This is a genomic window from Arthrobacter sp. UYEF20, from assembly GCF_040546335.1.
Lineage (GTDB): Bacteria > Actinomycetota > Actinomycetes > Actinomycetales > Micrococcaceae > Arthrobacter.
In genome coordinates this window covers 89,888-103,234 of sequence record NZ_JBEPNP010000006.1, presented here as the reverse complement: position 1 = coordinate 103,234, position 13,347 = coordinate 89,888, and the positions used below count along the sequence as shown (strand labels likewise).

Sequence of the window (13,347 nt, the reverse complement as noted above, 5' to 3'; positions counted from 1 at the left end):
GTGTGACATGGAGCACGCTGTCGCGACTTTTGAGAAAGACTAATACATAGGAGGATTTATGTATAGACCCGCTGGCTAGCCTGCGGCTACGATTGCGGTGACCACATTTCGAGGCGCGATCACCAGGGAGGTCGGCACATGTCACTTTCCCCTTTGGGCGCATCACGGAGCCTGGCCGCCGTCTTCACCCCCATCAAATCCGGCGGCCTGGTCGATGAAGTGTGCCGGCGCATCGAACTTGCCGTGGAAACCGGGCTCCTCGTCAGCGGACAGCGGCTGCCCAACGAAGTCGAACTTGCCGGTGCCCTGGGCGTATCGGCAGTGACCACCCGCGAGGCGCTGTCCCAGCTGCGCGGCCAGGGCCTGATCCGCACCGTGCGCGGGCGCAGCGGCGGCAGCTTCATCGCCGACGACGCACTCCCCTCGCGCGATCGCGCCCGAACCCGGCTGCTCTCCTTGACGCGCCTGCAAATCAGCGACCTTGGCCTGCACTGCCAGGCCATCGCCGCCACGTGCGCCAGCATCGCAGCAAAACGGTCGAACGACGGCGACGTCGAGGCGTTACGGGCCTACATCCGCCCGGAGGCCGGGAACGGAACCCAGGCGACGGCCCTGGAATGGCGGCTGGCGTCGTCGGAGTTCCTACTGGAAATCGCGGCAGTGGCGCGATCGGCTCGGCTTGCCCGCGAACTGCTGCGGCTGCAGGCTGACATGGGCACGCTGACGTTGCTGCCCTTCGGCGACGCAGAATTCTGCGAACGGACGGCCGAACTGAGCGAGGCCGTGACGATTGCCATCGCCGGGCACCACCAAGCCAGCGCCGAAGCACGCACCAAGGACCTGATCCACATGACAACCAACTGGCTGCTGGAAGAACACTCGGACGGGCAGCCACACTAGCGAAGGCAGAAACATGGACGGCAACGGCGCCGAACTGAAGGCACCGATTTCCCCGGCGATCCAGGGCGTGGAGGACGTCAACGCCCTGGTGAGCGGTGTGGAACGGCAATTGGACGAATGGGCTGCGGCCACCACCGCCTGGATAACAGAAAGCGGCAAGCTGACCGGGACAGCCGTGGACAAGTTCATCCGGCCCGCTGTGCAATCCATGCTGCAGGCCCCGGACTCCAAGGTGGTCGGGGCAGGCTTCATCGCCAGCCCGGGGCTCCTTGGACCGGACCGCAGCTACATCGCATGGTGGCAGGGCGACGACATGGAACGGGTGGATGCCCTGGCCAACTTCAGCCCCCAGTCCTTGAGCCGGTACGTCAAGACCGAGTGGTTCCGGATCCCCGTGGAGACCGGCAAACCGCACGTCACAGGGCCCTTCATCGACCTGCTCTGCACCGACGAGTATGTGCTGACCTTCTCCCACCCGGTGTTCAACGGCGGCGCCATCGCAGGAATCGTGGGCCTGGACGTCACGGCGCAAACGCTGGAACGGCTGGGGCTGCCGCTGCTGCGGCGCATCGGCGAGCGGGCTGCCCTCGTCAACGACGGCGGACGCACCGTCATCTGCGCCGCGTCCGACATTGACGCCGGGGACATCGTTGCCGCGGCCGAGGGCGCCGCCAGCTATCCCGTGGGCAGGCAGTTCCGCATCCTCTCGGCGGTCCGTCCCGCAGGAGAGTGAGCGGGCGCTCCCGACCAGGGCGCCAAAGCCTGTCCGGGCGCCAAAGCCTGGGGATCAGGCCTTGGCGAGGGCTTCCTTTAGCGCCCCGGCACCAGCGCCACCGGCGCCTACTACGCGGGCCAGGGCACCGAGACGTTCATCCCCGAGGTTGACCTGAACTTCACGGTGTCCGACGCCGGCGAGCACTACCACGCGCCGCTGCTCCTGAGCCCGTTCGCGTTCTCCACCTACCGCGGCAGCTAGGCCCCGCCCCCCAGGTTTATGTACGGATCCCGCCCTTAAGCGCCGACTTTGGGGTCATTATCTGTACATAAACTCGGAACGGTCGGCTCAAGGCCGGGCGGCCTGCCCATCCGTGCGTTTGGATGGATGAGATGCTCGCCCCGGGTGCCCACAAAGCCATGCGCGGGCGGGGCGGCGTGCGGTGCCAGGTGCTGTCCGACGGCGTCCTGCACCGCGGACCGGCAGTGCTGATCAGCCCCGTGCCGCTCGACCCCGAACGCGCCGGCGACGCGACCCTGTTGCGCCCGTCGCGGTTGCCCTGGCCTGACGCGGACCCTAACCCCGGGCCCTTCCGACGAAAAAGGGTCAGATCCCGCCTCCGCCCCGGCTCTTCCTTCCGGCGCCGATGGCAAAGGCACTGCAAAGGCACTGCTGGCAAACATCGGATGTATGATTTCGCGAAATTAGTAAGATGGGTATAATCAAGCGCAAGCTGCACGAAATAAGGCAGCACCACCAGCTAGAACTCCGATGTCTACCCCTTGCGCCAATCGGAACGCAATGACACAGACACCCCATGAAGGCGACCGAAGGGATATTACAAGAGTGAAGATCGCGCGGCTGGGACCAGCAGGACACGAGATACCGGTCGTCTACGCTTCGGGGGCGGACGGCGGCGAAGCGGCGTATGACGTGCGCAGCATCACCGCGGACATCGACGGGGTGTTCCTGGCTGCCGACGGCGTCGCGAGGCTCCGCTCCGCCCTCGCAGCGGGCGCTTTGCCGGTCCTCCCCGGGGCCGCCGGCCTGCAGATAGGAGCGCCACTCGCCCGGCCCAACAACCTGATCTGCATCGGCATGAACTACGCCGCCCACGCTGCAGAGTCCGGGTCCGCTGCGCCCGAGACCCCGGTGGTATTCCTGAAACCGAACAACACCGTCGCCGGTCCTTACGACGACGCCCCCATCCCGCCGGGCAGCCGCAAGTACGACTGGGAAGTGGAGCTTGGCATCGTTATCGGCAGGGAAGCCAGCTACCTGGGCACGCCCGCGGATGCCATGGCCGCCGTCGCCGGTTACCTCGTGGCCAATGACCTCTCCGAACGCGAGTACCAGCTTCCGGGCGCGGCCGGACAGTGGACCAAGGGCAAATCGCTTCCCAAGTCCACGCCGCTGGGGCCGTGGCTGGTCCCGGCCGACGAGGTCGACCCAGGCAACCTCCGGCTGCGCAGCTGGGTGAACGGGGAAGAGCGCCAGGATTCGAACACCGCGGACCTGATCTTCGACGTCGCCACCGTGGTGCACCACGTGAGCCAGTACATGCTGCTGGAACCGGGGGACGTCATCCTCACCGGCACTCCGGAAGGCGTGGCCCTCTCCGGCCGCTACCCCTACTTGCAGGAGGGCGACGTCGTCGACCTCGCCATAGCGGGCCTGGGCCGGCAGCGCCAGACTTACGTGCGTACTCCCGCGCCGCAAACTACTGCCCGGTCCCATGCCGCGGATCCGCACCGCTCCGCAGCTGTCGCCGCCTCTATCAGCAAGGAAGCCTAGATGAGCCCGGACATGACGACGCTCGTCGCCGTCGTCACCGGCGGGGCCTCCGGGATCGGCGCCGCCATCTCCGACCGCCTGCAGGAGTACGGCGCCACAGTCGCCGTGCTGGACCTCAACCCCACCCGTCTGCCGGACGGTCAGCTGGGCCTGGTCTGCGACATCTCCAACGACGCCTCGGTACGGGCCGCCATCGAGACGGTGCGGGCCTCGTTTGGCCGGCTCGATATCGTCATCAACAACGCCGGCGCCGGCGCGGTTGGCACAGTCGAGGACAACGACGACGCCGAATGGCACCGCGTCTGGGACATCAACGTCGTCGGAATGGTCCGCGTCACCCGCGCCGCGCTCCCGCTGCTGCGCCAGTCGCCGTCGGCCGCCGTCGTGAACACCTGCTCCATTGCCGCCACCGCAGGGCTGCCCCAACGCGCCCTCTACAGCGCTACCAAGGGGGCCGTACTCTCCCTCACCCAGGCCATGGCGGCCGACCACCTGCGCGAAGGTATCCGGGTCAACTGCGTCAACCCCGGCACCGCGGACACGCCTTGGGTGGGGCGGCTGCTGGACGCCGCCGCCGATCCCGGCGCCGAACGCCTGGCCCTGAACGGACGGCAGCCGCACGGCCGGCTGGTCACCGCGGACGAAGTCGCGGGAGCCGTGGTCTACCTGGCCAGCCCGCTCTCCGGCTCCACCACCGGTACGTCCATCGCCGTTGACGGGGGCCTCCAGGCGCTGCGGCTGCCGGCCCCCGCTCAGTAGGACAACCCATCAAGCTGTCCGGAGGACCAGCCTTATGACCGTAACCGACGTAGCTATCCTGAAGATCAAGGAAATGATCCTGCAGGGACAGCTCAAAGCGGGAGAGCGGCTACCCCCGGAGAAGGAACTCAGCGAACAGCTGGGGTTGTCCCGGAGCTCCTTGCGGGAAGCGGTCAAGGCGCTGGAAATCATCCGGATTCTCGATGTGCGCCGCGGCGACGGCACTTATGTGACCAGCCTGGAGCCACGGTTGCTGACAGAAGCCATGGCCTTCATCGTGGACCTGCACCAGGACACCTCGGTGCTCGAGCTGTTCGAGGTGCGCCGCATCCTGGAGCCGGCCGCTGCAGCCATCGCCGCCCGCCGAATCAGCAGTGACCAGCTCAGCCTGCTGAGAGCCAGCATGGCCACGGTCGGGAACGGCACCTCCGTGGAAGCCCTCGTCGCCCACGACCTGGAATTCCACCGCATCATTGCCCAAGCCAGCGGCAACAGCTACCTCGCGAGCCTCCTTGACGGCCTCTCCGGCGGCACCGTGCGGGCCCGGATCTGGCGCGGTCTGACCGAGGAGAGCGCGGTCGCACGCACCATTGACGAGCATGCCGCCATCGCGGAGGCGTTGGGCCTGGGTGATAGCGAGCTAGCCCGGTCGTTGCTGACTGTCCACATCTCCGGCGTCGAGAACTGGCTCCGCGGAGCGGTCTAAGCGGCGCCCGGGGCGACGTTGACGCGGTGGAGATAGCCCAGCAGCTCGCGGAGGCCATAGTTCCATCGAGGCAGCTCTTCCGTAGCTCCCACCTGGTTGATCAGGGTTCCGAGATGGGAGCTGGAAATTTCCACGGTGTCGCCCATTTGGTGCGTAAATCCGCGGCCAGGCTCGTCCCGGTCCTGCGTAGGGGCGAACAGGGTGCCGGTGTACAAAGCGAAGCCGTCCGGATATTGGTGGTGGTCGCCGTGAGTCGCAGAAATCAGCTCTTCGAAGCTGCGGCTGATCCGGCTGACGCTGCTGCTCCCGGTCAGTTGATACCCATCCGGGCCCTGGACCTGGAGCAGGATTTCCTCGGTGCGCAGGGTCTCCAGGGTGAAGTCCCCGTCAAACAGGCGAATGAACGGTCCCAGCGCGCTGGAGGCGTTATTGTCCTTGGCCTTTCCCAGCAACAGTGCGCTGCGGCCCTCGACGTCGCGAAGGTTTACGTCGTTGCCGAGCGTTGCTCCGACGGCCGCTCCGATCGAGTTGACCAGGAGCACCAGTTCCGGTTCCGGATTGTTCCAGGACGAGAAGGACGGAATCCCGATCATCGCGCCTGTTCCGACCGAGGAGAGCACGGGTGCCTTGGTAAAGACCTCCGGGTCCGGACCTATGCCCACTTCGAGGTACTGGGACCAGAGCCCTTCCTCTATCAGCACTGTCTTGGCTTCGACGGCTTCTTTCGATCCGGGCCGCACGCCGGCCAGGTTCCCGCCGAGGGCTGCGCCGACGCGGTCCCGTATTTCTGCCGCCTGTTGCGGATTGCCGCCGGCCCGTTCCTCGATGACCCGTTCGATCATGCTGTCCACGAATGTCACTCCGCAGGCCTTAATGACCTGCAGATCTACCGGAGCCAGCAAATGGGAGCGCTCTGTGTCCCGCGACATTGACGCGTCGATGATGTCAGCTGTGCGCCAGCGAGGAGCCGTCATGCCCCCCCTGACGTCGGCGAGGAGGGTCTTGGATTCCAGCAGATCCGAGACCGTGGCAGTGATGGGCTGCAGATCGAATGCGTCTTCCCCGCGGAAAGCCGCGACGCGTGGGCCCCCGGTTGCAACGTCCCAGACACGGCCGATGAGCAGGGCGTCCTCGGAGTCCTCGGGCAGTATGTCCCTCATCGTCAGGCGCTGCGGGAAGTTGTCGCTAGGAGTAGTCATCAGGCATCCACCTTTGGCTGCGGTCGGGTCCAGGTCCCATCGATGCGTTGCGGGACCGACCATGGATTTGTGTCTTGCAGTGGTTCCGGCAGCCGTGAGGCGGGGAAATCCTGGTGCGCCACCGGACGCATGAAGCGCCCGACGGCGGCCGTCCCCACGGACGTCGTGGTCGACGTCGTGGCCGGGTACGGTCCGCCGTGGTGCTGGGCGTAACTGACGGTCACGCCGGTGGGCCAGCCGTTCCAGAGCACGCGTCCGCTGATGTCGGCAAGCCGGGCCGCGAGTTCGCTGACGTCGTCGTCCGCTTCGGCCTGCAGAGTGGTGGTCAGCTGGCCCTCAAGCAGCTCGGCGAGAGCCGTCAGCTCGGATTCCCCCCGGTATTCAACCAGCAGGCTGGCCGGGCCGAACATTTCCTGGCGCAGCAGCTCGGGCTGCTCGAATACCGCCGCACTGGCCACGCGCAGCACGGTCGGCATCGGGGCGGAATCGAAATTGCCCTCAACCAGCGGCTCAACTCCCGGCTGTCCGGCAACTTCCTTGACGGCATTGCGATAGCCTTCGTGCAGCCGTTCGGTGAGCAGCTGGGCCGGCTCGAAGTCCGTGAACGCTGCGCGCAGTATGTCGCCGGCTTCCGCCGTCGTCCCCCCGGGGACAAAGAGGAGTCCCGGTTTGGTACAGAACTGCCCCATGCCGAGGCTGAGTGACGCCGCGTAGCCGCTGAGGATGCTTTCTTTGCGCGCCGCCCACGCCTTTTCAGTCACGAATACGGCGTTGATGCCGCCGAGCTCTCCATAAAATGGGATCGGCTCCGCCCTGGCGAAGGCCCGCTCCGCCAGCGCGCGTCCCCCCGCGGTGGAGCCTGTGAAGCCGATGGCCCTAACCAGCGGGTGGTCTACCAGCGCTTTAGCCGCCGCCCGGCCCGTGATCAGGGTGAAGAGACCTTCCGGAGCTCCCGCGTCACGGAGTCCGCACTGCACGGTTTCAGCCGTTCGGAGCGAGAGTCCAGGGTGCCCCTCGTGGGCCTTGTAGACAACGGAGCATCCGGCCGCGAGGGCCGATGCGCTGTCCCCGCCCATGACGCTGAAGGCGAACGGGAAGTTGGATGCGCCGAAGACGCCTACAACGCCCAACGGAACATTCATCCGCCGCAGATCGGGCCGGGCGCCCATCCCCCAGCCGGGATCCGCGTGGTCGATGATTGCGTCCAGGTGCTCACCCGAGCGGACTTCCGCGGCGAATAGTCGGAGCTGGAAAACGGTGCGCTTCAGTTCGCCCTGGAGCCTGGCTACACCGAGGTTGGTCTCGCCGGCGGCCAGCGGAACCAAGACATCGGCGTCCTGCTCCAGGGCCGCGGCCACCGCTTCGAGCCATCCTGCCCGGGTGGTCAAGTCGGCGCGTCGTCCGAGCAGGAACGCGGCGTGAGCCGCCACAACGGTCGTGTTTAAATCTTCCACGCTGGTCCTCACTGAGGCCTCGTTGCGGGTGGTGCTGGAAATCGTCGTTGCCATGAAGTCTCTATCTCCTGAGCGGATGAACGGATCATATATGGATGCATAGCATCATATATGCAATGTGACCCAGATCAAGTGGAGCCGCGGGTCAGGTCGTCATGCGCCCGGGCGCGGTGCCCGGCAGTGCAGCCGGCTCCGCGCCGAAGGCGCGGGCGAAGCGGTGGAAGGAGTTGCGGAGGTGCGCACTCATAGCCTCCTCGGCAGCCATCGGATCCGCGGCGGCAATTGCGTCGCGGATGCCTCCGTGCTCCATCAGCGTCACCCGGCTGTCCAGGTCCGCGGGGTAGAGCCGGAACATGTGCAGGTGGCAGTGGGTCTGGACATAGGCCTGCTGGACCACCGGGTTGCCGGCGGAGGCCAGGATCACGTCGTGGAAGCGTGCATCGTGGGCCAGCAGATCCTGGGGTACGTTGGCCGTGCCATCGACCTGGCGCTGGAGCACCTCGAGTTCGGCCCGCAGGGCAGCCGAGGGGTTGGACAGCCGGTCCACGGCGGCAGATCGCGCCGCCCAGGGCTCCACCAGCAGCCGGAACTCGAACAGGGAACGAAGCTCCGCCAGGCTCAACAAGGGCGTGGTGCTGTAACCCCGGCCGGGAGAATACACCAGCAGGTTGTCGCCCTCCAGGTGCTGCAGCGCTTCGCGGACCGGAGTCTGGGACACCCCCAGGCGCCTGGACACCGCATCGATGTTAATGCGCGTACCCGGAGCGATTTCGCCATCCAGTATTGACTGGCGAAGGGCCGAATACACCTCGCTGGCGGCGACCTTAGCCAGGGTTACGTCGCTTGCGGTTGATGCCGTCACTCGCCCCTCCATTTCCGTAGCCGTCGGGATCATGAGCCGTCCGGAACGGCGGGTCGCATCGCGGGCCGGCCTGCAGCAGCCCGCATAGTCAAGGACTTGACCTAGATCACATTGCATATATGATACAACATATTCCTACAGGATCTCCCGCCGGTGTGAGCAGCAGGGGATCCCGGAACGCTCTCACCGTCCGCTTCCGTTACGCAGTAAATAATCACCAGGAGAGTACTCATGTTCAGAGCAACGCCGAAGTTGCTTCTTGTTCCGGCCGTCGCCTTGGCCCTTACTTTGGGGGGCTGCTCGTCCGGCGCTTCGAACGGATCCGGTGCCGCAGCAGGTGCCGTCGGAGACAGCCACCTCACGCAGATTCTCAAGACGAAGACCATCAAGATCGCCGTCAGCGCCGACTCCCCGGGATATGGCGTGATGAATGCAACGGGCACCCACGAGGGCTTCGACATTGACGTCGCAAACGCTCTCGGCGCCTCGCTGGGCGCAAACGTCGAGTTCGTCACCGCGACGAATGAAAGCCGCATCCCGTTGCTGCAGACCGATAAGGCCGACGTCGTGATTGCCACCTTCACCGCTTCGGATGCGCGCGCCCAGGTGGTAGACATGTCCGAGCCGTACGCCGCGAGCTCCACCGTCTTCATGGTGCCTGCCGGAAGCCCGATCTCCAGCTACGCGGATCTTGACGGCAAATCGGTGGCCACGTCGCGGGGAAGCGTGGGCGAGCAAATCCTCAAGGCCAGCTTCCCCAACGCCAAAATCACCGGTTTCAATACGACAGCCGACTCCATCCAGGCGCTCAAGAGCGGCAAGGTGGACGCGCTGATTGAAAACAACGCCATCATCGGCGGGCTCGTGAAGAAGGAACCTTCCTCGTTCCAACTTCTCAAGGGCGATCCCATCAAGCCGGCACTGTTCTCCATTGGAGTCAAACAGGGAGACCAGACCTGGCTTAACTACCTCAACAACTTCATCCGGAACTACAACATCTCCGGACAGAACGAGGCCTCCTTGCAGAAGTGGTTCGGGCTGGCCCTCCCTCCGTTCCTCGCCCACTAGACAGCATTCGAACGCGACCTCAGGCGTGGGTGGATGACATGCAGTCTCCACCCACCCCTGCCGTTCACGGATAGGATCCCTTGCTCATGGCTCTATATTTCGGAGACCTTCTCCCGTTCAGCTCGCTGTTACTCGAGGGGCTTTGGACGGCTTTGTACATCACACTCGTGGCCATGCTGGCGGGAAGCGCCCTCGGTGTTCTCGTGTACCTGGGGAAGGTGGGGCCCGGAAAACCACTCAGCATCCTGTGCACCTGCTACATCGAGGCCATCCGCAACACGCCTCTGCTGGTACAGCTGTACCTGATCTATTTCGCCCTTCCCGCCCTGGGCATCAACCTCGAGCCGGTCTGGGCGGCCATCATCGGCCTGACCCTGAACAATGCCGCATACACGGCGGAAATCTACCGGGCCGGGTTCGAATCGGTGCCCCCCGGCCTGCGGGAAGCTGGCAAAGCGCTAGGTATGAAGCCCGCCCAGATCGTGCGGTACATCGTCTTGCTGCCGGCCACCCGAAACGTTTTCCCCGCACTGACCAACCAGCTCATTCTGCTGTTTTTGGCTTCGTCGATTGGATCCATCATCTCGCTTCCTGAATTGACCAACGCGATCATGAGCGTCAGCAACACAACGTACCGGACCATCGAGGTACTCGCCGTCGGCGGGCTTCTCTACCTCGGAGTATCAGCCCTGATGTCGCTGGCCTCGAAGCGGGCCGAAACGACGCTGTTCCGGTGGGCGGTGGGCACCCATGTTTAGGCCCTTCGATTGGCAGGACCTGATTCCGCTGGCCCAGGGGGCATGGCTGACAATTCAGCTCTGCGCGGTATCCGGGATTCTCGGAGTCATCTTTGGCCTGGTCCTCGGCATCGCCCGGACATCCCCGAGCAGGATCGCGCGGTGGATCAGCACCATCTACATCAGTTGCGTACGCGGCATTCCCGTTCTGGTCATCATCTTCTTCGTCTTTTTCGGGATCCCCTTGCTGTTTCCCGGCCTGGAACCGGACAAGTTCTCCTCAGCCGTCATCGCCCTGACCTGCTTCGCCGCCGCCTACGTAGCCGAGATCGTGCGCGGCAGCATCGAAGCCGTGGCCAAGGGACAAAGCGAAGCAGCGGATGCCCTCGGCCTGGACTACTGGCGGAAACTGAGATACGTCATCCTTCCCCAGGCCGTGAAGATCATGGTTCCGCCAGGCATCGGCTTCCTCATCGGCCTGGTCAAGGATTCGTCTCTGGTCACGGTCACCGGCTTACTCGAACTGACCCATGCGGGGAACATTGTCACCAACCTGACCGGGGACCCCATCAAGACGTTCCTGGTGGTCGCCGCCATGTACTTCGTCATTTGCTACGGCATCTCCCGGCTGGGCCGGCTCTACGAGAAACGCACCGGCGTCCATGTCGACCCCCTCAAACTTCCAGAGCCCGCGGGCATTTAGATCGGAACACACCAGTGATTTTTGTTGAGAATTTGAATAAGAAGTTCGGGCCGAACCATGTGCTCAAGGGAATTGATTGCCACATCCGCGAGCGTGAGGTGGTGTGCGTCATCGGTCCCTCAGGGTCCGGCAAAAGCACCTTTCTGAGGTGCATGAACGGCCTGGAGACGATCTCCTCGGGCAGCATCGTCATCAACAAGCATCGGCTGGACGATTCGAAGACCAATATCAACCTGGTCCGGCAGGAGGCGGGAATGGTCTTCCAGCATTTCAACCTGTTCCCGCACCTGAAAGTCATCGACAACGTCATGCTTGCCCCGCTCAAGGTCGCTAAAACCTCCAAGGAGGATGCCCGCGCCAAGGCTGAAATGCTGCTGACCAAGGTCGGCCTTGCGGAAAAAATGGACGCCTTCCCGGCGAACCTGTCGGGCGGTCAGATGCAGCGTGTCGCCATAGCCCGCGCCCTGGCGATGGATCCCAAAATCATGCTTTTTGATGAACCCACATCGGCCCTCGACCCCGAAATTGTCGGTGAAGTGCTGGCGGTAATGAAGGACCTGGCACAGGAGGGCATGACCATGGTGGTTGTCACCCACGAAATGGGGTTCGCCCGGGAAGTGGCCGATCGGGTGATCTTCATGGATCAGGGACGGATCGTCGAGGAAGGCACACCGGAAGAGATCTTCTCCTCTCCCCAGCACGGAAGAACCCAGGGATTCCTGAGCAAGGTTCTCTAGCCACCGGACACCGGCTCCCTTTCAGCGTCCGGTTGGGGCATAACCCAACCGGACGCCGGATTTCCGTGCATAACCTACCGCCGGACGTGTCCACTCCATCGAAGACCGATTTGCATTCGTCCTGCCGAAACATCGAACAAAGGTTTATCCCCGTGACCGCTGCCATTGCGCCCCTCATTCACCTTCACACCGAAGACAACGTGGCCATCACCACCCAGGACATGCAGCTGGCCTCAACGGCCAGTGCGGGCGAGCAGTTAGTGACGCTGGCCGCAGCGATTCCGCGCAGCCACAAGGTCGCCGTACGTGACATTGCCGAGGGCGAGGCAGTCCGGCGATACGGACAGATCATCGGATTCGCCCGGTCGAACATCAGCACCGGGGACCACGTTCACCTGCACAATCTGGACTACAAGGAGTTCGAACGCGAGTACGAATTCTGCGTGGACGCCAAGGATGAACCCGTTCTGCCCCTCAGCGAGCGGGCAACATTCCAGGGCTACGTCCGCTCCGACGGCAGGGTCGGAACCCGGAATTACATCGGTGTCCTGAGTACGGTCAACTGCTCCGCCACGGCAGCGAGCCAGATCGTCCAGCGCCTCCGGTACTCCGGTGTGCTCGACCAGTATGAGAACGTCGACGGCGTCGTTGCCCTGACGCATGGCACCGGATGCGGCATGGCCCAGGAGGGCGAGGGGATGGACATCCTCCGCCGGACCATGCGCGGGTACCTCACCCATCCCAATTTCGGCGGCTTCCTGGTGCTGGGCCTTGGCTGCGAAGACAACCAGATCAATCAACTGACCCAGGACGTTCAGCTCCGCACGGACCTGCCTATCGTCTATTCGACCATCCAGGAGCTGGGTGGAACGTCCAAGACCGTTGCCGCCGGCATCAGTTGGCTCACCGGCATGCTGGGGCAGGTCAACGAGACGAAGCGAACCACCGTCCCTGCATCCGAGCTCATTCTCGGAACCAACTGCGGCGGCTCCGATGCCTACTCCGGAATCACAGCCAATCCCGCTCTCGGCAACGCCGTGGACCGTCTGGTCCACCAGGGAGGGACGGGGATCATCGGCGAGACCCCCGAAATCTACGGCACCGAGCACATGTTGGTCCGGCGGGCGGCCACGGAGGCCGTGGCCCTCAAGCTGCTGGCACGCATCGACTGGTGGCGCGACTATACCGCGAAAAACTCTGGATCCATGGACAACAACCCGTCCCCGGGCAACAAGGACGGCGGCCTCACCACCATTCTCGAAAAATCCCTGGGCGCCGTCGCCAAGGGAGGCACCACCACCCTCGCGGACGTCGTGGAGTACGCGGAACCAGTCACCTCGAAGGGGTTTGTGTTCATGGACACCCCCGGCCACGATCCCGTTTCGGTGACCGGCATCGTTGCCGGCGGGGCCAATCTCGTCTGCTTCACCACCGGCCGCGGATCAGCCTTTGGCTGCGCTCCCGTGCCCAGCATCAAACTCGCGACAAACACCGAACTCTACCGCCGCATGACCGAGGACATGGACATCAACTGCGGCGGCGTGGCCGACGGCACCACCACGATCGAAGACCTGGGAGAGGAAATATTCCGGAAGATCCTCGACGTTGCCTCGGGAACCCACACCAAGAGCGAAGACTTCGGCTACGGCGACAAGGAATTCGTTCCATGGATGGTCGGCACGGTGATGTAGCCGTTCCTGGCGGTTGATGGTC

The 13,347-nt window shown here is 64.3% G+C and carries 13 protein-coding genes and 2 pseudogenes; 12 read left to right on the top strand and 3 right to left on the bottom strand.

Features of this window, described 5'->3' with window-relative positions; genetic code table 11:
* Positions 1-138: 138 nt before the first annotated feature.
* The 7 genes and pseudogenes from ABIB26_RS09110 to ABIB26_RS09080 all read left to right on the top strand — a co-directional run bounded on the left by ABIB26_RS09110 (position 139) and on the right by ABIB26_RS09080 (position 4,874).
* On the top strand, positions 139-900 hold the full coding sequence (locus ABIB26_RS09110; protein WP_354241607.1) for a FadR/GntR family transcriptional regulator: 762 nt from the start codon (positions 139-141) through the stop codon (positions 898-900).
* 13 nt (positions 901-913) lie between these two features.
* Positions 914-1,633: a cache domain-containing protein gene (locus ABIB26_RS09105; RefSeq protein WP_354241604.1), complete on the top strand. Its 720-nt coding sequence runs from the start codon at positions 914-916 to the stop codon at positions 1,631-1,633.
* Positions 1,634-1,729: 96 nt separating this feature from the next.
* Positions 1,730-1,876, top strand: a pseudogene (locus ABIB26_RS09100) (hydroxyisourate hydrolase); the annotation flags it as partial.
* 83 nt (positions 1,877-1,959) lie between these two features.
* Positions 1,960-2,175 (top strand): annotated as a pseudogene (locus ABIB26_RS09095) (molybdenum cofactor biosysynthesis protein); the annotation flags it as partial.
* A gap of 286 nt (positions 2,176-2,461) precedes the next feature.
* Positions 2,462-3,409 carry a fumarylacetoacetate hydrolase family protein gene (locus ABIB26_RS09090; RefSeq protein ID WP_354241601.1) on the top strand — a complete coding sequence of 316 codons (948 nt, stop codon included), beginning with the start codon at positions 2,462-2,464 and terminating at the stop codon, positions 3,407-3,409.
* Positions 3,410-4,168 (top strand): SDR family NAD(P)-dependent oxidoreductase, encoded by a 759-nt coding sequence (locus ABIB26_RS09085; protein WP_354241598.1) that lies wholly within the window; start codon positions 3,410-3,412, stop codon positions 4,166-4,168.
* 34 nt (positions 4,169-4,202) lie between these two features.
* Positions 4,203-4,874: a FadR/GntR family transcriptional regulator gene (locus ABIB26_RS09080; protein WP_354241595.1), complete on the top strand. Its 672-nt coding sequence runs from the start codon at positions 4,203-4,205 to the stop codon at positions 4,872-4,874.
* Here the strand turns inward: ABIB26_RS09080 and ABIB26_RS09075 are convergent.
* From ABIB26_RS09075 to ABIB26_RS09065, 3 genes are all read right to left on the bottom strand, one after another.
* Positions 4,871-6,073, bottom strand: coding sequence for a fumarylacetoacetate hydrolase family protein (locus ABIB26_RS09075; RefSeq protein ID WP_354241592.1), 1,203 nt, complete (start codon positions 6,071-6,073; stop codon positions 4,871-4,873). The genes ABIB26_RS09080 and ABIB26_RS09075 overlap by 4 nt on opposite strands.
* On the bottom strand, positions 6,073-7,581 hold the full coding sequence (locus ABIB26_RS09070; protein ID WP_354241589.1) for an aldehyde dehydrogenase (NADP(+)): 1,509 nt from the start codon (positions 7,579-7,581) through the stop codon (positions 6,073-6,075). Before ABIB26_RS09070 ends, ABIB26_RS09075 begins: the two co-directional genes overlap by 1 nt.
* A gap of 91 nt (positions 7,582-7,672) precedes the next feature.
* On the bottom strand, positions 7,673-8,389 hold the full coding sequence (locus tag ABIB26_RS09065; RefSeq protein ID WP_354241587.1) for a GntR family transcriptional regulator: 717 nt from the start codon (positions 8,387-8,389) through the stop codon (positions 7,673-7,675).
* 231 nt (positions 8,390-8,620) lie between these two features.
* Between ABIB26_RS09065 and ABIB26_RS09060 the strand changes: the two genes are divergently transcribed.
* From ABIB26_RS09060 to ABIB26_RS09040, 5 genes are all read left to right on the top strand, one after another.
* Positions 8,621-9,457: a transporter substrate-binding domain-containing protein gene (locus tag ABIB26_RS09060; RefSeq protein ID WP_354241584.1), complete on the top strand. Its 837-nt coding sequence runs from the start codon at positions 8,621-8,623 to the stop codon at positions 9,455-9,457.
* An 86-nt stretch (positions 9,458-9,543) separates the two neighbouring features.
* Positions 9,544-10,215: an amino acid ABC transporter permease gene (locus tag ABIB26_RS09055; protein ID WP_354241581.1), complete on the top strand. Its 672-nt coding sequence runs from the start codon at positions 9,544-9,546 to the stop codon at positions 10,213-10,215.
* Positions 10,208-10,897, top strand: a complete 690-nt coding sequence (locus ABIB26_RS09050; RefSeq protein ID WP_354241579.1) for an amino acid ABC transporter permease — start codon at positions 10,208-10,210, stop codon at positions 10,895-10,897. Before ABIB26_RS09055 ends, ABIB26_RS09050 begins: the two co-directional genes overlap by 8 nt.
* A gap of 14 nt (positions 10,898-10,911) precedes the next feature.
* Positions 10,912-11,634, top strand: a complete 723-nt coding sequence (locus tag ABIB26_RS09045; RefSeq protein ID WP_354241577.1) for an amino acid ABC transporter ATP-binding protein — start codon at positions 10,912-10,914, stop codon at positions 11,632-11,634.
* A gap of 152 nt (positions 11,635-11,786) precedes the next feature.
* The gene (locus ABIB26_RS09040) at positions 11,787-13,325 is read left to right on the top strand and encodes a UxaA family hydrolase (protein WP_354241575.1); all 1,539 of its coding nucleotides are present in this window, start codon (positions 11,787-11,789) and stop codon (positions 13,323-13,325) included.
* Positions 13,326-13,347: the final 22 nt, after the last annotated feature.

Bases quoted from the DNA above. Each gene is read 5' to 3' on its own strand.
- ABIB26_RS09110 (WP_354241607.1), top strand. From the start codon at position 139: ATGTCACTTTCCCCTTTGGGCGCATCACGGAGCCTGGCCGCCGTCTTC.
- ABIB26_RS09105 (WP_354241604.1), top strand. From the start codon at position 914: ATGGACGGCAACGGCGCCGAACTGAAGGCACCGATTTCCCCGGCGATC.
- ABIB26_RS09085 (WP_354241598.1), top strand. From the start codon at position 3,410: ATGAGCCCGGACATGACGACGCTCGTCGCCGTCGTCACCGGCGGGGCC.
- ABIB26_RS09080 (WP_354241595.1), top strand. From the start codon at position 4,203: ATGACCGTAACCGACGTAGCTATCCTGAAGATCAAGGAAATGATCCTG.
- ABIB26_RS09075 (WP_354241592.1), bottom strand. From the start codon at position 6,073: ATGACTACTCCTAGCGACAACTTCCCGCAGCGCCTGACGATGAGGGAC.
- ABIB26_RS09070 (WP_354241589.1), bottom strand. From the start codon at position 7,581: ATGGCAACGACGATTTCCAGCACCACCCGCAACGAGGCCTCAGTGAGG.
- ABIB26_RS09060 (WP_354241584.1), top strand. From the start codon at position 8,621: ATGTTCAGAGCAACGCCGAAGTTGCTTCTTGTTCCGGCCGTCGCCTTG.
- ABIB26_RS09055 (WP_354241581.1), top strand. From the start codon at position 9,544: ATGGCTCTATATTTCGGAGACCTTCTCCCGTTCAGCTCGCTGTTACTC.
- ABIB26_RS09050 (WP_354241579.1), top strand. From the start codon at position 10,208: ATGTTTAGGCCCTTCGATTGGCAGGACCTGATTCCGCTGGCCCAGGGG.